This window comes from Mycobacterium branderi, assembly GCF_010728725.1.
Classification (GTDB): Bacteria; Actinomycetota; Actinomycetes; order Mycobacteriales; family Mycobacteriaceae; genus Mycobacterium; species Mycobacterium branderi.
Genome location: NZ_AP022606.1, coordinates 4,210,066 through 4,230,021, shown reverse-complemented (window position 1 = coordinate 4,230,021; position 19,956 = coordinate 4,210,066). Strand labels below are relative to the sequence as shown.

Here is a 19,956-nt window from a genome sequence, read left to right as displayed (position 1 = left end):
CGCCGCGTGGGTGACCAGCACGTCGACCTGTCGCCGGAAGCGTTGACCGAAGCGGTCAATGCCGCCCGGCGGGCCTTTGCCGCCGCGACCGATCTCGACGCGCTGGCTCGCGCCAAAACCGAGCATCTCGGTGACCGGTCCCCGCTTGCGCTGGCCCGCCAAGCGCTGGCGACGCTGCCCAAATCCGACCGCGCGGACGCCGGCCGGCGCGTCAACGCCGCCCGCGGCGACGCCCAGCACAGCTACGACGAGCGACTTGCCGCGCTGCGCGCCGAACGGGACGCGGCGGTACTCGTCGCCGAGGCCATCGACGTCACGTTGCCGTCGACCCGGCAGCCGACCGGCGCGCGCCACCCGATCACGATCCTGGCCGAGCGCATCGCCGACAGCTTCATCGCGATGGGCTGGGAACTGGCCGACGGACCGGAGGTCGAAAGCGAGCAATTCAACTTCGACGCGCTGAACTTTCCCGCCGACCACCCCGCGCGCAGCGAACAGGACACCTTCTATATCGCGCCCGAGGGATCGCGGCAGCTGCTGCGCACCCACACCTCGCCGGTGCAGGTGCGTACGTTGCTCGAACGCGAGCTGCCGGTCTACGTTCTGTCGATCGGGCGCGCGTTTCGCACCGACGAGCTCGACGCCACTCACACTCCGGTCTTCCACCAGGTGGAGGGGCTGGCCGTGGATCGTGGCCTGTCGATGGCGCATCTGCGCGGGACGCTGGATGCGTTCGCCCGCGCCGCGTTCGGCCCGTCGGCGCGCACCCGGTTTCGGCCGCACTTCTTCCCGTTCACCGAGCCCTCGGGCGAGGTCGACGTGTGGTTCGAGGGCAAGAAGGGCGGCGCCGGCTGGGTGGAGTGGGGCGGTTGCGGCATGGTGAACCCGAATGTGTTGCGCGCGGCCGGCATTGACGCCGAACTTTATTCGGGTTTTGCGTTCGGCATGGGCCTGGAGCGAACCCTGCAGTTCCGCAACGGCATTCCCGACATGCGTGACATGGTCGAAGGCGACGTGCGGTTCTCGCTGCCGTTCGGGGTGGGGGCCTGATGCGCGTCCCCTACAGCTGGTTGCGTGAAGTTGTCGCGCACGGCGCCCCGGACTGGGATGTGCCCGCCGACGAGCTCGAGCAGACGCTGCTGCGCATCGGCCACGAGGTCGAGGAGGTGATCACGCTCGGCCCGGTCAGCGGTCCGCTGACGATCGGCAGGGTGACCGAAATCGAGGAGCTCACGGAGTTCAAGAAGCCGATCCGCGCCTGCCTGGTCGATGTCGGCGACGACAAACCACGCGAAATCATCTGTGGTGCAACGAATTTCGTGGTTGGCGAGCTGGTGGTGGTCGCACTGCCCGGCACCGTTTTGCCCGGCGATTTCACGATCACCGCACGCAAGACCTACGGGCGTACGTCTGACGGGATGATCTGCTCGACGGCCGAACTCGGTTTGGGCGCAGATCATTCCGGCATCCTGGTGCTGCCGCCGGAAACCGCCCGGCCGGGAGACGACGCCGTTGCGGTGCTCGGCTTCGACGACGTCGTCTTCCATCTGGCGATCACACCCGACCGCGGCTACTGCATGTCGGTGCGCGGACTGGCCCGCGAGATCGCCTGCGCTTACGACCTGGACTTCGTCGACCCCGCCTCCGTGCCGCCACTGCCCGCAGACGGGGAGGCCTGGCCGCTGACCGTGCAGCCCGACACCGGCGTGCGGCGGTTTGCGCTGCGGCCGGTCACCGGGATCGATCCGGGCGCGGTGTCGCCGTGGTGGCTGCAGCGACGGCTGCTGCTGTCCGGCATCCGGGCGATCTCGCCGGCCGTCGACGCGACCAACTACGTGATGCTCGAACTCGGCCACCCGATGCACGCCCACGACCTCAAACGGATCACCGGCGGGTTCGACGTGCGGTTCGCCCGGCCCGACGAGACCGTCGTCACCCTCGACGACATCGAGCGTCGGCTCAACCCGGCCGACGTGCTGATCGTCGACGAGGTCGCGACCGCCGCGATCGGCGGCGTGATGGGGTCGGGCAGCACCGAGATGCGCGACGACTCCACCGACGTGCTGCTCGAAGCCGCGGTATGGGACCCCGCGGCGGTATCGCGCACCCAGCGGCGGCTGCACCTGCCCAGCGAGGCCGCCCGCCGCTACGAGCGAGCGGTCGACCCGGCGATCTCGGTGGCCGCGCTGGACCGCTGCGCGGTGCTGCTAGCCGAGATCGCCGGCGGCACGGTGTCGCCGACGCTGACCGATTGGCGCGGCGACCCGCCCCGCGACGACTGGTCACTGCCGCCCATCCGGATCGCCCCCGACCTGCCGGACCGCACGGCCGGGGTTCGATACCCCGACGGCACCACCGCGCGACGGCTGACCCAGATCGGGGCGGCCGTGGTCGGCGACGACGTTTTGACCGTGACGCCGCCGAGCTGGCGGCCCGACCTGCTGCAACCCGCCGACCTGGTCGAGGAGGTGCTGCGGCTGGAGGGGCTGGACATCATCCCCTCCGTGCTGCCGGCGGCGCCTGCGGGCCGGGGACTCACCGCGCCGCAGCAGCGCCGACGCGCCGTCGGCAAGTCGCTGGCGCTGTCCGGCTACGTGGAAATCCTCACCTCCCCGTTCCTGCCCGCCGGCGTGTTCGACGCCTGGGGGCTGCCCGCCGACGACCCGCGCCGCAACACCACCCAGGTGCTCAACCCGCTGGAAGCCGACCGCCCGCACCTGGCCACCACGCTGCTGCCTGGTCTGTTGGAAGCCTTGGCGCGCAACGTCTCTCGCGGCATCGTCGACGCTGCGCTGTACTCGCTCGCGCAGGTGGTCCAGCCGACGGAGCACACCCGCGGCGTCGAGCTCATCCCGGTCGACCGTCGTCCCACCGACGACGAGATCGCGCGGCTGGACGCGTCGTTGCCGCGCCAGCCGCAGCACGTCGCCGCGGTTTTGGCCGGCCTGCGGGAACCCCGCGGACCTTGGGGTCCCGGCCGGCCGGTGGAAGCCGCCGACGCATTCGAGGCGGTGCGGATCGTCGCGCGCGCCAGTGGGGTCGAGGTGGTGCTGCGAGCCGCCCAGCATCTGCCGTGGCATCCCGGCCGCTGCGCCGAGGTGCTCGTCGGCGACACCGTGATCGGCCATGCCGGCCAGTTGCACCCGGCGGTGATCGAGCGATCCGGCCTGCCCAAGGGCGCGTGTGCAATGGAGTTGAACCTCGACGCCGTGCCGATCACCGAGACGCTGCCGGCGCCGCAGGTCTCGCCGTTCCCGGCAGTGTTCCAGGACGTCAGCTTGGTGGTGGACGCCGGCGTGCCGGCCCAGGCGGTGATGGACGCGGTCCGCGACGGGGCCGGTGCGCTGCTGGAGGACATTCGGCTGTTCGACATCTACACGGGCCCGCAGATCGGCGAGCACCGCAAGTCGCTGACGTTCGCGTTGCGGTTCCGGGCGCTGGATCGCACGCTGACCGAAGACGAGGCCAGCGCGGCGCGCGACGAGGCCGTGCGCTGCGCCGCCGAGCGGGTCGGTGCGGTGCTGCGAAGCTAGCCCGAATGAGTTTGCAAGTGCATGCATAGTCATGCAATGCTTGGGCGCATGACTATGCGGGTAGCGGTGGCCGGTGCCAGCGGCTACGCCGGCGGCGAGATCCTGCGGCTACTGCTCGGCCACCCGGCATACGCGGACGGCCGGCTCACGGTCGGCGCGGTGACCGCTGCGGCCAGCGCCGGCAGCGCACTGGGCGAACACCACCCGCATCTGACGCCCCTGGCTCAGCGGGTTCTCGAGCCGACCGAGCCCGACGTGCTGGCCGGGCACGACGTGGTGTTCCTCGCGCTGCCGCACGGCCATTCGGCGACGCTGGCCGAACAGCTCGGGCCCGACCCGCTGGTCGTGGACTGCGGCGCGGACTTCCGGCTCACCGACGCCGCCGCGTGGGAGCGGTTCTACGGCTCGGCGCACGCCGGCAGCTGGCCCTATGGTCTGCCCGAACTGCCCGGCGCACGTGAGCGCCTCAAAGATGCGCGCCGGATCGCGGTACCGGGCTGCTATCCGACGGCGGCGCTGCTGGCCCTGCTGCCGGCGGTCGCCGAAGATCTCGTCGAATCCGCCGTCACGGTGGTCGCGGTCAGCGGCACCTCCGGCGCGGGGCGGGCCGTCAAGGCCGACCTGCTCGGCTCGGAGGTCATCGGCTCGGCGCGGGCCTACAACATCGCCGGCGCCCACCGGCACACTCCCGAGATCGTGCAGGGTCTGAAGACGGTCACCGACCGCGACGTCACCGTGTCGTTCACGCCGGTGCTCATCCCGACTTCCCGAGGCATCCTGGCGACCTGCACCGCACGCACCGCCGCCCCGGTATCACAGCTGCGCGCCGCCTACGAAAAGGCTTACCAGGCAGAGCCTTTCATTCACCTACTCCCGGATGGCCAGCTGCCGCGCACTGGCGCGGTGATCGGCAGCAACGCCGCCCACATCGCGGTGGCGGTCGACGAGGACGCGGCGACGTTCATTGCGATCGTGGCGATCGACAACCTGGTCAAGGGCACCGGCGGCGCCGCCGTGCAGTCGATGAACCTGGCGCTGGGCTGGCCGGAGACCGAGGGGCTTTCGGTGGTGGGAGTGGCGCCATGACTCGCGCCGACGACGATGATGCCGGCGCAGCCGGGATCGAGGAGTGGCGCCATGACTAAAGCCGACGACGATGATGCCCGCGCAGCCGGGATCGAGGAGTGGCGCCATGACTAAAGCCGACGCGGCGCGGCTGGTGCGCACGCAGGGGGTCACGGCACCGGAGGGATTCCGGGCCGCCGGTATCGCCGTGGGGATCAAGGCAAGCGGCGCACCGGATTTGGCGTTGGTGTTCAACGAGGGTCCCGACTACGCGGCCGCCGGAGTGTTCACCCGCAACCAGGTCAAGGCCGCGCCGGTGCTGTGGAGTCAGCAGGTGCTGACCACCGGACGGCTCCGCGCTGTGATCCTCAATTCCGGCGGCGCCAACGCCTGCACCGGACCGGCGGGTTTCCAGGACACCCACGCCACCGCCGAGGCGCTCGCTAATGCGCTGTCGGACTGGGGCACCGAAACCGGGGCCATCGAGGTCGGGGTCTGCTCCACCGGCCTGATCGGCGACCGGCTGCCGATGGACAAGCTGCTCGCCGGTGTCGCCGAAATCGTGCACGAGATGGCCGGCGGCCTGACCGGGGGAGAGGACGCGGCGCGGGCCATCATGACCACCGACACCGTGCCCAAACAGGTTGCGCTGCACCACCCCGGCAACTGGACGATCGGCGGGATGGCCAAGGGCGCAGGCATGCTGGCGCCGTCGCTGGCCACCATGCTGTGCGTGCTGACCACCGACGCCGTCGCGGCGCCCGAAGCGCTCGACGCGGCGCTGCGCCGGGCGAGCGCCGCGACGTTCGAGCGCCTCGACATCGACGGCAGCTGCTCCACCAACGACACCGTGCTGCTGCTGGCGTCCGGTGCCAGCGAAATCGCGCCCAGCCAAGCAGATCTCGACGACGCTGTGCTGCGGGTGTGTGACGACCTGTGCGCCCAGCTGCAGGCCGACGCCGAAGGCGTCACCAAACGCGTCATCGTGACCGTGAAAGGTGCGCCCGGTGACGACGACGCGCTGGTCGCCGCCCGCCTGATCGCCCGCGACAGCCTGGTCAAGACCGCGTTGTTCGGATCCGACCCGAACTGGGGCCGGGTGCTCGCCGCGGTGGGCATGGCGCCGTTTACGATCGACCCCGACCGGATCACCGTGTCGTTCAACGGTTCTGCGGTCTTCAGCGGCGGCACCGCCGCGCCCGGCGCACGCGAGGTGGATTTGTCGGGCGCCGACATCGACGTCACTGTCGATCTCGGCCTCGGCGAGGGCAGGGCCGCCATCCGCACCACCGACCTGTCGCACGCCTACGTCGAAGAGAATTCGGCCTACAGCTCATGACCGCCGCATTATCGACTCACATCAAAGCCCAAGTGCTGGCCGAGGCCCTGCCCTGGCTCAAGCAGCTGCACGGCAAGATCGTCGTCATCAAGTACGGCGGCAACGCAATGACGGACGACATTCTCAAGCATGCGTTCGCCGCCGATATGGCGTTTCTGCGCAACTGCGGCATCCACCCCGTCGTCGTGCACGGCGGCGGGCCGCAGATCAGCGCCATGCTGCAACGGCTCGGAATCCCCGGCGACTTCAAGGGCGGATTCCGGGTCACCACACCGGAAGTGCTCGAGGTGGCACGCATGGTGCTGTTCGGTCAGGTGGGCCGCGAACTGGTCAACCTGATCAACGCGCACGGCCCGTATGCGGTCGGCATCACCGGCGAGGACGCGCAGCTGTTCACTGCGGTGCGGCGCAGCGTCACCGTCGACGGGGTGGCCACCGACATCGGGCTGGTCGGCAACGTCGAGCACGTCAACACCGCCGCGGTGCGGGATTTGATTGCCGCACGGCGCATTCCGGTCGTCTCGACACTGGCGCCGGACGCCGACGGCGTGGTGCACAACATCAACGCCGACACCGCTGCGGCGGCGCTGGCCGAAGCACTGGGAGCCGAAAAGCTGTTGATGCTCACCGATGTCGAAGGGCTCTACACCCGTTGGCCGGACCGTGATTCGCTGGTCAGCGAAATCGACACTGACACCTTGGCGCAACTGCTGCCAACCCTGGAGACCGGGATGATTCCGAAGGTCGAAGCCTGCTTGCGTGCGGTCGGCGGCGGCGGCGTGCCGAGTGCGCATGTGATCGACGGCCGCGTCGAACACTGCGTGCTGGTCGAGCTGTTCACCGATGAAGGCACCGGAACCAAGGTGGTGAGCGCATGAGCAGCACGCACGACATGCAACAGCGGTGGTCTGCGGTGATGATGAACAACTACGGCACCCCGCCGGTGGCGCTGGCCAGCGGCGACGGCGCGGTGGTCACCGACGTGGACGGCAACTCGTACCTGGACCTGCTCGGCGGGATTGCGGTCAATGTGCTGGGGCACCGTCACCCCGCCGTGATCGAGGCAGTCACCCGGCAGATGTCGACGCTGGGCCACACCTCGAACCTGTACGCCAACGAACCGGCCGTGGCGCTGGCCGAGGCGCTGGTTGGCCTGTTGGGCGCCGACGCTCGGGTGTTCTTCTGCAACTCGGGTACCGAGGCCAACGAGCTGGCGTTCAAGCTGTCGCGGCTCACCGGGCGCACGAAACTCATTGCCGCGCAAGATGCGTTCCACGGCCGCACGATGGGCTCGCTGGCGCTGACCGGCCAGCCGGCCAAGCAGGCGCCGTTCGCGCCGCTGCCCGGCGACGTCACCCATGTCCCGTACGGCGACACCCATGCGCTGGCCGACGCGGTCTCCGACAACACCGCCGCAGTATTCCTTGAGCCGATCATGGGGGAGTGCGGCGTCGTCGTCCCGCCCGACGGCTACCTGGCAGCCGCGCGCGAGATCACCTCCCGGCATGGCGCGCTGCTGGTGCTCGACGAGGTGCAAACCGCGATGGGTCGCACCGGCTCGTTCTTCGCCCACCAGCACGACGGCATCACACCCGACGTGGTGACACTGGCCAAGGGGCTCGGCGGCGGACTGCCGATCGGCGCGTGCCTGGCCGTCGGCCCGGCCGCAGAGTTGCTCACCCCCGGAATGCACGGCAGCACGTTCGGCGGCAACCCGATCTGTGCGGCGGCGGCGCTGGCGGTGCTGCACACGCTGGCCGCGGACGACCTGGTTCGCCGCGCCGAGGTGTTGGGAAAGTCGTTGCGCCACGGGATCGAAGCGCTCGACCATCCGCTGATCGACCACGTCCGCGGCCGCGGCCTGCTGTGCGGTGTGGTGCTGGGTGCCCCCAAGGCCAAGGACGTCGAAACCGCCGCCCGCGCAGCCGGTTTCCTGGTCAACGCGGCCGCATCCGACGTGATCCGGCTGGCGCCGCCGCTGATCATCACCGAGCACCAGATCGACACGTTCGTCACCGCGCTGCCGGGCATCCTCGACACGGCTGGGGGGACAGCATGACCCGCCACTTCCTGCGCGACGACGACCTGTCGCCGCAAGAGCAGGCCGAAGTGCTCGAGCTGGCCGCCGAACTGAAGAAGGACCCGTACAGCCGGCGACCGCTTGACGGGCCTCGCGGCGTCGCCGTGATCTTCGACAAGAACTCCACCCGCACCCGATTCTCCTTCGAGATGGGCATCGCGCAGCTCGGCGGGCACGCCGTCGTCGTCGACGGCCGCAGTACCCAGCTGGGCCGCGACGAGACATTGCAGGACACCGCAAAAGTGTTGTCCCGCTACGTCGATGCGATCGTGTGGCGAACCTTCGGCCAAGACCGGCTCAACGCCATGGCGTCAACGGCGACTGTGCCCGTCGTCAACGCGCTCTCCGACGAGTTCCACCCGTGCCAGGTATTGGCCGATCTGCAGACGATCGCCGAGCGCCAGGGCGCGTTGCGCGGTGTCCGGCTCAGCTATTTCGGTGACGGCGCCAACAACATGGCCCATTCGCTGCTGCTCGGGGGCGTCACGGCAGGCATGCACGTCACGATCGCCGCGCCGGGCGGGTTCACGCCGGACGCAACGGTGCTGGCCGCCGCGGAAGAACGGGCCGCCGCCACCGGCGGGTCGGTGACGGTGACCGGCGAGCCGCACGCGGCGGCGAGACGAGCCGACGTGCTGGTCACCGACACCTGGACCTCGATGGGCCAAGAGGACGATGGGCTGGACCGGGTAGCACCGTTTCGCCCGTTCCAGGTCAACGCCGACCTGTTGGCTCTGGCTGACCCGGAAGCCATTGTGCTGCATTGCCTTCCGGCACATCGCGGCCACGAGATCACCGACGAGGTGATGGATGGCCCGCACAGTGCGGTGTGGGACGAGGCCGAGAACCGGCTGCATGCGCAGAAGGCGCTGCTGGTGTGGCTGCTGGAGCGGTCCCTATGACGCGTTCGAAGACCACACCCGACATCACCCGCGCCGGCCGGCAGGCCCGCATCGTCGCGATCCTGTCGTCGGAGTCGGTGCGCAGCCAAGGCGAACTGGCCGCTCTGCTGGCCGCCGAGGGCATCGACGTCACCCAGGCCACGCTGTCGAGGGACCTCGAGGAGCTCGGCGCGGTGAAGCTGCGCGGCGCCGACGGCGGCGCAGGGGTGTACGTGGTGCCCGAGGACGGCAGCCCGGTGCGCGGGGTAGCCGGCGGCACCGGGCGACTCTCGCGCCTACTGGGCGAGCTGCTGGTGTCCACCGACGCCAGCGGAAACCTCGCCGTGTTGCGCACCCCGCCGGGCGCCGCCGACTACCTGGCCAGCGCCATCGACCGGGCGGCGCTACCCTACGTCGTCGGCACCATCGCCGGTGACGACACCATCTTCGTAGCGGCTCGCGAGCCGATGACCGGCGCCGACCTGGCCGCCACCCTGCGAAACCTCAAGTGATATAAGGAGATTGGTTCATGTCCGAGCGCGTCATCCTGGCGTATTCCGGCGGTTTGGACACCTCCGTGGCGATCAGCTGGATCGGCAAGGAGACCGGTCGGGAGGTCGTCGCGGTCGCGATCGACCTGGGCCAGGGCGGCGAGGACATGGAGGTGGTGCGTCAGCGCGCGCTGGATTGCGGCGCCGTCGAGGCGGTCGTCGTCGACGCGCGCGACGAGTTCGCCGAGGGCTACTGCCTGCCCACCATCCAGTCCAACGCGCTCTACATGGATCGCTACCCGCTGGTGTCGGCGATCAGCCGGCCGCTGATCGTCAAGCATCTGGTGGCCGCGGCTCGCGAGCACGGCGGCGGCATCGTCGCGCACGGCTGCACCGGCAAAGGCAACGACCAGGTCCGCTTCGAGGTCGGATTTGCCTCCCTCGCACCGGATCTGGAAGTGCTTGCGCCAGTACGAGACTATGCGTGGACACGGGAGAAGGCCATCGCCTTCGCCGAGGAGAACGCCATCCCGATCAACGTCACCAAGCGCTCACCGTTCTCCATCGACCAGAACGTGTGGGGCCGCGCCGTGGAAACGGGCTTTTTGGAACACCTCTGGAATGCACCCACCAAGGACGTCTACGCCTACACCGAAGACCCGACCGTCAACTGGAACACGCCCGACGAGGTGATCGTCGGTTTCGACAAGGGCGTTCCGGTGTCCATCGATGGCAAACCGGTCTCGGTGCTGCAGGCCATCGAGGAACTCAACACGCGGGCCGGCGCCCAGGGGGTCGGGCGGCTCGACGTCGTCGAAGACCGGCTGGTGGGCATCAAGAGCCGCGAAATCTATGAAGCCCCAGGCGCAATGGTGCTCATCACGGCACACACCGAGCTCGAACACGTCACGCTGGAGCGTGAGCTCGGGCGGTTCAAGCGGCACACCGACCAGCGCTGGGCCGAGCTGGTCTATGACGGGCTGTGGTATTCGCCGCTGAAGACAGCGTTGGAGAGCTTCGTCGCCACGACGCAGCAGCATGTGACCGGCGAGATCCGAATGGTGTTGCACGGCGGCCACATTGCGGTCAATGGCCGGCGCAGTGCCGCGTCGCTCTACGACTTCAACCTGGCCACCTACGACGAGGGCGACAGCTTCGACCAGTCCATGGCAAAGGGATTCGTCTACGTGCATGGCCTGTCGTCGAAGATCGCGGCGCGCAGGGATCTGCCGTGAGCCCCTTTAGCCGCGAGTGTGAATCTCCCGACGGGACACGCCGTCGAAGCGTCGTGAGTTTCACACTCGGTGTGGTAGGCCAATGAGCACCCGCGAAGGCTCATTGTGGGGCGGACGGTTCGCCGACGGCCCGTCCGACGCGCTGACAGCGCTGAGCAGGTCCACCCACTTCGATTGGGTTCTGGCACCCTACGACATCACCGCGTCCAAAGCGCACACCCGGGTGTTGTTCCGGGCCGGGCTGCTGAGCGCCGAGCAGCGCGACGGCCTGCTGGGCGGGCTAGACAGCCTCGCCGCCGATGTGGCCGACGGCAGCTTCGGCCCCCTGCCCACCGACGAGGATGTCCACGCCGCGCTCGAGCGCGGCCTGATCGACCGGGTGGGGCCCGACCTGGGCGGTCGACTGCGCGCTGGCCGGTCGCGAAATGACCAGGTGGCAACGCTCTTTCGAATGTGGTTGCGTGACGCGTCGCGCCGGGTGGCCGACGGGGCGCTCGAGGTCGTCGGCGCGTTGGCCGCCCAGGCCGCCGCGCACCCGGACGCGATCATGCCAGGCAAGACGCACCTGCAGTCCGCGCAACCGATCCTTCTGGCCCACCACCTGCTCGCCCACGCCCACCCGCTGCTGCGTGACGTGGACCGAATCGCCGACCTGGACGAGCGCACCGCAGTGTCGCCGTACGGTTCCGGGGCCCTGGCCGGCTCGTCGCTGGGGCTCGACCCGGACTCCATTGCGCAGGAGCTGGGCTTCAATGCAGCCGCCGACAACTCCGTCGACGCCACGGCCGCAAGGGATTTCGCCGCAGAAGCGGCGTTCGTGTTCGCGATGATCGCGGTAGACCTGTCCCGGCTGGCCGAGGACATCATCATCTGGAGTTCGACCGAATTCGGTTACGTCAGAATGCACGACTCCTGGTCGACCGGCAGCTCGATCATGCCGCAGAAGAAAAACCCCGACATCGCGGAGCTGGCCCGCGGCAAGTCGGGCCGGCTGATCGGCAACCTTGCCGGTCTGCTGGCGACGCTCAAGGCGCAGCCACTGGCCTACAACCGTGACCTGCAGGAGGACAAGGAGCCGGTGTTCGACTCGGTGGCGCAGCTGGAGCTGCTGCTGCCGGCGATGGCCGGACTGGTGGGCAGCTTGACTTTCGACACCGAACGGATGGCCGCCTTGGCTCCGGCCGGCTACACACTGGCCACCGATATCGCGGAATGGCTTGTGCGACAAGGTGTTCCGTTCCGCACAGCGCATGAGTCGGCCGGTGCCGCAGTCAAGGCCGCCGAGCAGCGCGGCATCGGCCTGGAGGAGCTCACCGACGACGAGCTGGCCGCGATCAACCCTCAGTTGTCCCCCCAGGTTCGTGAGGTGCTGACCATCGAAGGCTCGGTGTCCTCACGCGACGCCCGCGGCGGGACTGCGCCGATCCAGGTGGCCAAGCAGCTGGCCACAGTTCGCGACGCGGCCGAGGAGCTGCGACGCCGGCTGCGCGGCTAGTCGTCCAGCAGCTCGGACAGCTCGAGCCAGCGGTTTTCCATTGCGGCGACCTCGCTTTCGAGGTCGCGCAACTCCTGGGTCAGCCGGCCCAATCCCACGTGGTCGGTCTGGTCGTGTTCGGCAAGCTCGACGTGTTTGGCCTCGACTTGTTCGGCCAGCCGCGCCAACCGACGTTCGACCGCCGCCATCTCCTTCTGCGCGGCGCGCAGTTCGCCGCCCGACGTCGATTTGCGAGGGGCAGGCTCGGGACGTTTGGCCGCCAACGCAGCCGACAGCCGCAGGTATTCGTCGACACCGCCGGGCAGGTGCCGCAGCCGGCCATCCAGAATCGCGTACTGCTGGTCGGTGACCCGCTCGAGCAGATAGCGGTCGTGCGAGACGACGATCAGCGTGCCCGGCCAGGAATCGAGCAGGTCCTCGGTGGCCGCCAGCATGTCGGTGTCGACGTCGTTGGTGGGTTCGTCGAGCAGCAACACGTTCGGCTCGGACAGCAAGGTCAGCATCAGCTGCAGCCGCCGCCGCTGGCCGCCGGAGAGCTCGCCGATGCGTGCCGACAACTGCGCCCGGGCGAATCCCAGCCGCTCCAACAGCTGCGCGGGCGTGACGTCGCGGCCGTCGACCTGATAGCCGCTGCGTAACCTGCCGAGCACGTCGACGACCCGGTCCCCGGCCAGCGGCGCCAGCTCGTCGCCTTGCTGGTCGAGCACGGACAGCCGAACGGTCTTGCCGCGCTTGACTTTTCCGGTATCCGGTGGCACGGTCCCGGCGATCAGCCCCAGCAGGGTGGATTTGCCGGCGCCGTTGGCGCCGACGATGCCGCTGCGTTCCCCGGGGCCGATTCGCCATTCGACGTCGCGCAGCACCGGTTGGCCGTCGAAGGACACCGACACATCCAGCAGGTCGATGACGTCCTTGCCCAGCCTCGCGGTCGCCAGTTTCGCCAACTCGACGGTGTTGCGCAGCGGCGGCACGTCCGCGATCAATTGGTTGGCCGCGTCGATGCGGAACTTCGGTTTCGAGGTGCGAGCCGGCGGGCCGCGCCGCAGCCATGCCAGTTCCTTGCGCATCAGGTTCTGCCGCTTCGCCTCGGCGACGGCGGCGCGCCGGTCCCGTTCGACACGCTGCAGCACGTAGGCGGCGTAGCCGCCCTCGAACGGCTCCACGGTGCCGTCGTGCACTTCCCACGTGGTGGTGGCCACCTCGTCGAGAAACCAGCGGTCATGGGTTACCACCAGCAGGCCGCCGATGTTGCGCGCCCAACGGCCCCGCAAGTGGCGCGCCAGCCAGGTGATGCCCTCGATGTCGAGGTGGTTGGTCGGCTCATCCAGCGCGATCACGTCCCACTCGCCGATCAAGAGCGCGGCCAACTGGACCCGCCGACGTTGGCCGCCGGAGAGTGTGGCAGCCCTTGCGTCCCAGTCGATGTCGGAGACCAGCCCGCTGACCACGTCGCGGACGCGAGCATCGCCGGCCCATTCGTGAGCGGGCCGATCGCCGACCAGCGTCGCCCCGACGGTGCGGCCCGGGTCGAGAGTGTCGGCCTGACTCAGCGCCCCCACCCGCAGCCCGCTGCGTTGGGTGACCCGGCCGGAATCCGGACGCACCGATCCGGTGAGCAGACCCAGCAGGCTGGACTTGCCGTCGCCGTTTCGTCCCACGATGCCGATCCGGTCACCGTCGCTCACGCCGACGGTCAGCGACTCGAAGACGATTTGGGTGGGGTATTCCAGGTGCACGGCCTCGGCTCCGAGCAGGTGCGCCACGCGTCCCAACGTAGTGGCGATCGCGAGGGCGGCGGAGCCGGGCGAAGCGGGTCGACGCGCAACGGAACGTAGCGACGCGCGATGTGCCAGAATATGCAGGTCAATCAGGGGAGCAGCGGTGGACCTACATCTTTCAGCGGTTACGCGACCGGTCGAGCGTCTCATGGCCACGGCGCAGAACGGTCTCGAAGTTCTGCGACTCGGCGGCCTGGAGACCGGGACGGTTCCGTCGCCGTTCCAGGTTGTCGAAAGCGTTCCGATGTACAAGCTTCGGCGGTATTTCCCGCCGGACAACCGACCGGGGCAACCGCCCGCCGGCCCGCCGGTGTTGCTGGTGCACCCGATGATGATGTCGGCGAATATGTGGGACGTCACCCGGGCTGAGGGCGCGGTCGGCATCCTGCACGCCGCCGGACTGGATCCCTGGGTGATCGACTTCGGCTCACCGGACAAAGTCGAGGGCGGCATGCGCCGCAACCTGGCCGACCACATCGTCGCGCTGTCCGAGGCCATCGACACCACGGTCGAGAGCACCGGCCAGGACGTGCACCTGGTCGGCTACTCCCAGGGCGGGATGTTCTGCTACCAGGCCGCCGGATATCGGCGTTCCAAAAACATCGCCAGCATCGTGGCGTTCGGATCTCCGGTGGACACTTTGGCTGCGCTGCCGATGGGGGTTCCGCCCAACCTGGCCCAGGCTACCGCCAATTTCATGGCCAACCATGTGTTCAACCGATTGGACATTCCAAGTTGGTTGGCGCGCATGGGTTTTCAGATGATGGACCCGCTCAAGACCGCCAAGGCGCGGCTGGACTTCGTGCGCCAGTTACACGATCGCGAGGCGTTGTTACCCCGGGAAGCGCAGCGCAGGTTCCTGGAGTCCGAAGGCTGGATCGCCTGGTCGGGTCCCGCGGTGTCGGAATTGCTCAAGCAGTTCATCGCCCACAACCGGATGATGACGGGCGGTTTCGCGATCAATGGGCAACTGGTCACGTTGACCGACATCACTTGCCCGGTACTGGCTTTCGTCGGCGAGGTCGACGACATCGGCCAGCCGCCCGCGGTGCGCGGGATCCGGCGCGCGGCCCCCAACGCCGACGTGTACGAGTACACGCTACGGGCAGGCCATTTCGGCTTGGTCGTCGGTTCCAAAGCGGCACAGCAGTCTTGGCCGACCGTCGCGCAATGGGTGCAGTGGATCTCCGGGCAGGGCGACAAACCGGACGGCATCGTGCCGATGGCCGACCAACCGGTCGAACGGACCGACAGCGGCGTCGCATTGAGCTCCCGGGTAGCGCATGGCATCGGCGAGGCGTCCGAAGTGGCGCTGGCGGTTGCCCGCGGCGCGGCCGACGCGGTCGTGGCGGCCAACAAGTCGGTGCGCACGCTGGCGGTCGAAACAGTGCGTACGCTGCCCCGATTGGCACGGCTGGGCCAGATCAACGACCACACCCGGATCTCGCTGGGCCGGATCATCGGCGAACAGGCGCACGACGCGCCGCAGGGCGAGTTCCTGCTGTTCGACGGGCGGGTGCACACCTACGAAGCGGTGAACCGGCGCATCGACAATGTCGTTCGCGGCCTGATCGAAGTCGGCGTCCGGCAGGGCGAACACGTCGGCGTGCTGATGGAGACCCGGCCCAGCGCGTTGGTCGCGATCGCCGCGCTGTCCCGGCTGGGCGCGGTCGCAGTGCTGATGCGGCCCGACGCCGATCTCGCCGCCGCCGTGCGAATCGGCGGCGTCAGCGAAATCATCACCGACCCCACCAATCTGGAGACCGCGCGCCAATTGCCCGGCCAGATCCTGGTTCTCGGTGGGGGTGAGACACGCGATCTGCATCTGCCCGACGACGCGGGCGTCATCGACATGGAGAAGATCGACCCGGACGCGGTCGAGCTGCCGGGCTGGTATCGGCCCAACCCAGGGTTCGCGCGGGACCTGGCTTTCGTCGCGTTCAGCACAATCGGCGGCGAACTGGTCGCCAAGCAGATCACCAACTACCGCTGGGCGCTGTCGGCCTTCGGTACGGCCTCGACGGCCGCGCTGGGACGCGGCGACACCGTCTACTGCCTGACGCCGCTGCATCACGAATCGGGCCTGCTGGTGAGCCTGGGCGGGGCCGTGGTGGGCGGCGCCCGCATCGCGCTGTCGCGCGGGCTGTGCCCGGACCGGTTCGTCGCCGAGTTGCACCAGTACGGCGTCACCGTCGTCTCCTACACCTGGGCCATGCTGCGCGACGTCATCGACGACCCGGCGTTCGTGCTGCACGGCAATCACCCGGTGCGGCTGTTCATCGGCTCCGGTATGCCGACCGGATTGTGGCAGCGCATCGTCGACGTGTTCGCGCCCGCACACGTCGTCGAGTTCTTCGCCACCACCGACGGGCAGGCCGTGCTGGCCAATGTGTCGGGCGCCAAGATCGGCAGCAAGGGCCGGCCGCTGCCTGGCGCCAGCCGCGTCGAACTGGGCGCCTACGACGCAGAACACGATCTGATCCTCGAGAACGACGAGGGCTTCGTACAGGTCGCCGAGGCGGGCGTGCCCGGGGTGCTGCTGGCCCAGCCGCGCGGTCCGATCGACCCCACCGCATCGGTCAAGCGCGGCGTCTTCGCGCCCGCCGACACGTGGATCTCCACCGAGTACCTGTTCCGCCGCGACACCGACGGCGACTACTGGTTGCTGGGCCGGCGTGGCTCGGTGATTCGCACCTCACGCGGCATGGTCTACAGCGAGCCCGTCACCGACGCGCTCGGCCTGGTCACCGGCGTCGACCTCGCGGTCACGTACGGCGTATCGGTGCGCGGCCAGCAGGTCGCCGTGTCGGCGGTGACACTGCGACCGGGCGCCACCATCACAGCGGCGGATCTCACGGAGGCGGTGGCGGGCATGCCTTTCGGGCTGGGGCCCGACATCGTGCACGTTGTCCCGGAGATGACGCTCAGCGCCACCTACCGTCCCGCGGTCAGCGCATTGCGCGCGGCCGGCATCCCGAAGCCGGGACGCCACGCCTGGTATTTCGACACGGCCGCCAACCAGTTCCGGCGCCTGACCTCGTCGGTGCGGACCGAGCTCGTCGGCAGCCACGCATGATCGACGACGCCCTGCTGAGCATCCTGGTGTGCCCCGCCGACCGCGGTCCGCTGCTGCTGATCGACGACACGCTCTACAACCCGCGGCTGCGGCGCGCCTACCGGATCGAGGACGGCATCCCGGTGCTGCTCGTAGACGAGGCCCGCGAGGTTGGCGACGACGAACACGCCAGCCTCATGGCGCGGGCCAACCAGGCAGATCCCCGGTGAGGTAGCGCTGCAGGTTGGGCGCAATGGTTTCGGCAATCTGTTGTGCCGGTAGGGATTTGAACGGATCCAGTTCCAGGATGTAGCGCGCCATCACCACGCCCACCAGCTGGGAGGCGACAAACTGGATACGAATGACGCCGCTCCCCGGGGGATTGTCGACGCGCGAGCCCACCTCGACGGCGATCACTTCTTGGATAAACGAGCGAAACAGACTCACCTCCGAGCCGGTCAGGATCGACCTCAGCGCCGCGATGAACCCCGTGCCGAGCTCGGAATCCCACAACGCCAACAGGGTGGACGGCAGCGTGTAGCCCAGTTCCTCGACCGGAACTTCGCGCAGCCGGCCGATGATGTCCATCGGGTCGATCGGGATCTCAATGGCGGCAGCGAACAGCCGTTCCTTGGTTCCGTAGTAGTGGTGCACCAGCGCGGAATCCACCCCAGCCGCTGCGGCGACCGCCCGAATCGACGTCTTGTGAATCCCGTTGCGCGCGAAGAGCTCCCGAGCGCTTTTCAAGATCCGGTCGCGGGTGTCGGAGGTGCCCGGCGGGCGCCCACGGCGATTGGCCACCGGATTACGGGGTCCGGCGGCGCAATGTCGCCGCGGCCAGGCACAGTGCGGCTATCGCGAAGCCCAGCACCACGATGATGTCGCGCACCGCGATCCAGGTCAGCTCCGGGTGCGCGCCCACCTGCTGCAGCGCCTCCAGGGCATAACTGGCGGGCAGGACATTGCTGATCCACTGCAGCCAGGTCGCCATCAGCGCCCGCGGGACGATGATCCCGGCCAGCAGCAGCTGCGGCACCATCACCAACGGGATGAACTGCACGGCCTGAAATTCCGTGCGGGCGAACGCACTACACAACAAACCCAGCCCGACGCCCAGCACCGCGTTGACGATCGCGATCACGAACACCCACACGGGGCTGCCGGCGGTGTCGAAGCCGAGGAACCAGAACGAGACGATGCAGGCCAGAATCGCTTGCGCCGCAGCAGCAGTCGAGAACGCGCTGCCGTAGGCCATCAACAGGTCGAGCCGACGCAGCGGAGTGGTCAGGATCCGCTCCAGCGTTCCCGATGCTCGTTCCCGCTGCATCGTGATCGACGTGATGATGAACATCAAAAACAGCGGGAAAAGCCCCAGCAGGATCAGGCAGGCGTTGTTGAACGGCGACGGTGTGCCGGGGCGGTGCGGCGCGTTCTCGAACATGAAGTACATCAGCGTGATGACGAGAACCGGCACCAGCACGATCATCGCGACGCTGCGCCGGTCGGCGGCCAACTGCCGCAAAATCCGCGCTGTGGTGGCGGCGTAGGCCTGCAGCCCTAGCCGGCTCGGCGCGCGGTGCTGCGTTTGATGATGGACAGAAACGCTTCCTCGAGTCCCGTGCATCCGGTGTCCTCTCGTAGTTGGGTCGGGGTGGTGTGGGCGACCAAATGACCGTCGCGCATCAGCAACAGGTCACCGCAGTGGTCGGCTTCGTCCATGACGTGACTGGAGACCAGCAGCGTGGTCCCGCCGCGGGCGAGGTCGTGGAACTGCTCCCACAGATCCACCCGCAGTACGGGGTCCAGGCCGACGGTCGGTTCGTCGAGCACGAGCAGCTCCGGCCGGCAGACCAGCGCGCACGCCAGCGACGCCCGGGTGCGCTGACCACCGGAGAGATTCCCGCAGTAGGCGGTGCTGTGATCGGTCAGCCCCACCCGCTCGATCGCGGCGTCGGCGGCGTGGGCGTCGAAACCGTACAGCGACGCGAAGTAGCGAACGTTGTCGACGACGCGCAAGTCGTTGTAGATCGTCGGGTCCTGCGGCATATAGCCGACCCGCCGCCGCAACGGGGCCGAACCCGCGGGGTGTCCCAGGACGGTGACGTTTCCCGACGCCACGATCTGAGTACCGACGATGCAGCGCATGAGCGTGGTCTTGCCGCAGCCGGACGGGCCCAGCAGCCCGGTGATGGTCCCGCGAGCGATCTGCACCGAGAAGTCATGCAGCGCAGGGCGTTTCCCGCGAATCACCCGCAGATGACGGATGTCGACCGCCGCGTCGGCGCCCCGCGCAAGCAATTCATCACTTGATGAAGTCATCATGTGATGAATATCCGCCTTGCCGAGTCGGCTGTCAAGAGGCAGGCAGAATCTCTCCGGTGAGCGCTGACGAACTAGCCGGCGACCCGCTGTCGGCCGCGCGGCGGCTGCTGGGCGCCACCCTGACCGGTCGCGGCGTCAGCGCGATGATCGTCGAGGTCGAGGCCTATGGCGGGGTTCCGGACGGCCCATGGCCGGACGCTGCGGCGCACTCATATCGCGGGATCAGCGGCCGCAACGCGGTGATGTTCGGGCCGCCCGGTCGGCTCTACACCTACCGCAGCCACGGCATTCACGTGTGTGCCAACGTGGCCTGCGGTCCCGATGGCACAGCGGCCGCCGTCCTGCTGCGCGCCGGTGCCATCCAAAGCGGCATCGACGTCGCCCGCTCGCGGCGAGGCGACGCGGCGCGGACCTTTGCGCTGGCCCGTGGGCCGGGGAATCTGTGCTCGGCGCTGGGAATCACGATGGACGACAACGGGATCGACCTGTTCGACCCGAACAGCCCGGTGCGGCTCGAGCTCAACGACGTCGTTGCGGGGGTCGCGGGTCCACGGGTAGGGATCAGCGTCGCGGCCGACCGGCCATGGCGGTTGTGGCTGCAGGGCCGGCCGGAGGTCTCGGCCTACCGGCGCAGCCCCCGAGCACCCGCCCCAGGGGCCAGCGATTAGCGAAGATCGGAGAA

The 19,956-nt window shown here is 68.8% G+C and carries 17 protein-coding genes; 13 read left to right on the top strand and 4 right to left on the bottom strand.

Going from position 1 to position 19,956, the window contains the following annotated elements:
• Positions 1 to 6 precede the first annotated feature (6 nt).
• The 10 genes from pheS to argH all read left to right on the top strand — a co-directional run bounded on the left by pheS (position 7) and on the right by argH (position 12,119).
• The gene (gene pheS / locus G6N47_RS20405; RefSeq protein WP_083132828.1) at positions 7 to 1,050 is read left to right on the top strand and encodes a phenylalanine--tRNA ligase subunit alpha; all 1,044 of its coding nucleotides are present in this window, start codon (positions 7 to 9) and stop codon (positions 1,048 to 1,050) included.
• The gene (pheT, locus tag G6N47_RS20400) at positions 1,050 to 3,533 is read left to right on the top strand and encodes a phenylalanine--tRNA ligase subunit beta (RefSeq protein WP_083132827.1); all 2,484 of its coding nucleotides are present in this window, start codon (positions 1,050 to 1,052) and stop codon (positions 3,531 to 3,533) included. The genes pheS and pheT overlap by 1 nt, the downstream gene beginning before the upstream one ends.
• Positions 3,534 to 3,569: 36 nt before the next feature.
• Positions 3,570 to 4,619: an N-acetyl-gamma-glutamyl-phosphate reductase gene (gene argC / locus G6N47_RS20395; RefSeq protein WP_083132826.1), complete on the top strand. Its 1,050-nt coding sequence runs from the start codon at positions 3,570 to 3,572 to the stop codon at positions 4,617 to 4,619.
• A 106-nt stretch (positions 4,620 to 4,725) separates the two neighbouring features.
• Positions 4,726 to 5,937 (top strand): bifunctional glutamate N-acetyltransferase/amino-acid acetyltransferase ArgJ, encoded by a 1,212-nt coding sequence (gene argJ / locus G6N47_RS20390; RefSeq protein ID WP_083132825.1) that lies wholly within the window; start codon positions 4,726 to 4,728, stop codon positions 5,935 to 5,937.
• Positions 5,934 to 6,815, top strand: a complete 882-nt coding sequence (gene argB, locus G6N47_RS20385; protein WP_083132824.1) for an acetylglutamate kinase — start codon at positions 5,934 to 5,936, stop codon at positions 6,813 to 6,815. The genes argJ and argB overlap by 4 nt, the downstream gene beginning before the upstream one ends.
• Complete coding sequence (locus G6N47_RS20380; RefSeq protein ID WP_083132823.1) at positions 6,812 to 7,996, top strand: acetylornithine transaminase; 1,185 nt, start codon at positions 6,812 to 6,814, stop codon at positions 7,994 to 7,996. The genes argB and G6N47_RS20380 overlap by 4 nt, the downstream gene beginning before the upstream one ends.
• Positions 7,993 to 8,919 carry an ornithine carbamoyltransferase gene (gene argF, locus G6N47_RS20375; RefSeq protein ID WP_083132822.1) on the top strand — a complete coding sequence of 309 codons (927 nt, stop codon included), beginning with the start codon at positions 7,993 to 7,995 and terminating at the stop codon, positions 8,917 to 8,919. The genes G6N47_RS20380 and argF overlap by 4 nt, the downstream gene beginning before the upstream one ends.
• Positions 8,916 to 9,410 (top strand): arginine repressor, encoded by a 495-nt coding sequence (locus G6N47_RS20370; RefSeq protein ID WP_083132821.1) that lies wholly within the window; start codon positions 8,916 to 8,918, stop codon positions 9,408 to 9,410. The genes argF and G6N47_RS20370 overlap by 4 nt, the downstream gene beginning before the upstream one ends.
• A gap of 17 nt (positions 9,411 to 9,427) precedes the next feature.
• Positions 9,428 to 10,624: an argininosuccinate synthase gene (locus G6N47_RS20365; protein ID WP_083132820.1), complete on the top strand. Its 1,197-nt coding sequence runs from the start codon at positions 9,428 to 9,430 to the stop codon at positions 10,622 to 10,624.
• Between the two features lie 82 nt (positions 10,625 to 10,706).
• On the top strand, positions 10,707 to 12,119 hold the full coding sequence (gene argH / locus G6N47_RS20360) for an argininosuccinate lyase (RefSeq protein WP_083132819.1): 1,413 nt from the start codon (positions 10,707 to 10,709) through the stop codon (positions 12,117 to 12,119).
• On the opposite strand, the gene G6N47_RS20355 is transcribed toward argH, so the two are convergent.
• Entirely contained in the window at positions 12,116 to 13,882 is a 1,767-nt protein-coding gene (locus G6N47_RS20355) for an ABC-F family ATP-binding cassette domain-containing protein (protein ID WP_083132818.1), read from the bottom strand. The genes argH and G6N47_RS20355 overlap by 4 nt on opposite strands.
• A 118-nt stretch (positions 13,883 to 14,000) precedes the next feature.
• On the opposite strand from G6N47_RS20355, the gene G6N47_RS20350 reads away from it, so the two are divergent.
• Positions 14,001 to 16,973: an acyl-CoA synthetase gene (locus G6N47_RS20350; RefSeq protein WP_083132817.1), complete on the top strand. Its 2,973-nt coding sequence runs from the start codon at positions 14,001 to 14,003 to the stop codon at positions 16,971 to 16,973.
• Entirely contained in the window at positions 16,970 to 17,182 is a 213-nt protein-coding gene (locus G6N47_RS20345) for a Trm112 family protein (protein WP_083132816.1), read from the top strand. Before G6N47_RS20350 ends, G6N47_RS20345 begins: the two co-directional genes overlap by 4 nt.
• Here G6N47_RS20345 and G6N47_RS20340 read toward each other — a convergent pair.
• The 3 genes from G6N47_RS20340 to G6N47_RS20330 are packed head-to-tail and all read right to left on the bottom strand — an operon-like array spanning position 17,148 to position 19,274.
• Complete coding sequence (locus tag G6N47_RS20340; RefSeq protein ID WP_083132815.1) at positions 17,148 to 17,753, bottom strand: TetR/AcrR family transcriptional regulator; 606 nt, start codon at positions 17,751 to 17,753, stop codon at positions 17,148 to 17,150. The genes G6N47_RS20345 and G6N47_RS20340 overlap by 35 nt on opposite strands.
• Before the next feature lie 4 nt (positions 17,754 to 17,757).
• Positions 17,758 to 18,507: an ABC transporter permease gene (locus tag G6N47_RS20335; protein ID WP_232080372.1), complete on the bottom strand. Its 750-nt coding sequence runs from the start codon at positions 18,505 to 18,507 to the stop codon at positions 17,758 to 17,760.
• A gap of 2 nt (positions 18,508 to 18,509) precedes the next feature.
• A complete protein-coding gene (locus G6N47_RS20330) occupies positions 18,510 to 19,274 on the bottom strand; it encodes an ABC transporter ATP-binding protein (RefSeq protein WP_083132813.1) in 765 nt (254 codons plus the stop codon).
• 56 nt (positions 19,275 to 19,330) lie between these two features.
• Between G6N47_RS20330 and G6N47_RS20325 the strand changes: the two genes are divergently transcribed.
• Positions 19,331 to 19,942 (top strand): DNA-3-methyladenine glycosylase, encoded by a 612-nt coding sequence (locus G6N47_RS20325; RefSeq protein ID WP_139799597.1) that lies wholly within the window; start codon positions 19,331 to 19,333, stop codon positions 19,940 to 19,942.
• Positions 19,943 to 19,956: the final 14 nt, after the last annotated feature.

Bases quoted from the DNA above. Each gene is read 5' to 3' on its own strand.
- pheT (WP_083132827.1), top strand. From the start codon at position 1,050: ATGCGCGTCCCCTACAGCTGGTTGCGTGAAGTTGTCGCGCACGGCGCC.
- argC (WP_083132826.1), top strand. From the start codon at position 3,570: ATGCTTGGGCGCATGACTATGCGGGTAGCGGTGGCCGGTGCCAGCGGC.
- argJ (WP_083132825.1), top strand. From the start codon at position 4,726: ATGACTAAAGCCGACGCGGCGCGGCTGGTGCGCACGCAGGGGGTCACG.
- argB (WP_083132824.1), top strand. From the start codon at position 5,934: ATGACCGCCGCATTATCGACTCACATCAAAGCCCAAGTGCTGGCCGAG.
- G6N47_RS20380 (WP_083132823.1), top strand. From the start codon at position 6,812: ATGAGCAGCACGCACGACATGCAACAGCGGTGGTCTGCGGTGATGATG.
- argF (WP_083132822.1), top strand. From the start codon at position 7,993: ATGACCCGCCACTTCCTGCGCGACGACGACCTGTCGCCGCAAGAGCAG.
- G6N47_RS20370 (WP_083132821.1), top strand. From the start codon at position 8,916: ATGACGCGTTCGAAGACCACACCCGACATCACCCGCGCCGGCCGGCAG.
- G6N47_RS20365 (WP_083132820.1), top strand. From the start codon at position 9,428: ATGTCCGAGCGCGTCATCCTGGCGTATTCCGGCGGTTTGGACACCTCC.
- argH (WP_083132819.1), top strand. From the start codon at position 10,707: ATGAGCACCCGCGAAGGCTCATTGTGGGGCGGACGGTTCGCCGACGGC.
- G6N47_RS20345 (WP_083132816.1), top strand. From the start codon at position 16,970: ATGATCGACGACGCCCTGCTGAGCATCCTGGTGTGCCCCGCCGACCGC.
- G6N47_RS20330 (WP_083132813.1), bottom strand. From the start codon at position 19,274: ATGATGACTTCATCAAGTGATGAATTGCTTGCGCGGGGCGCCGACGCG.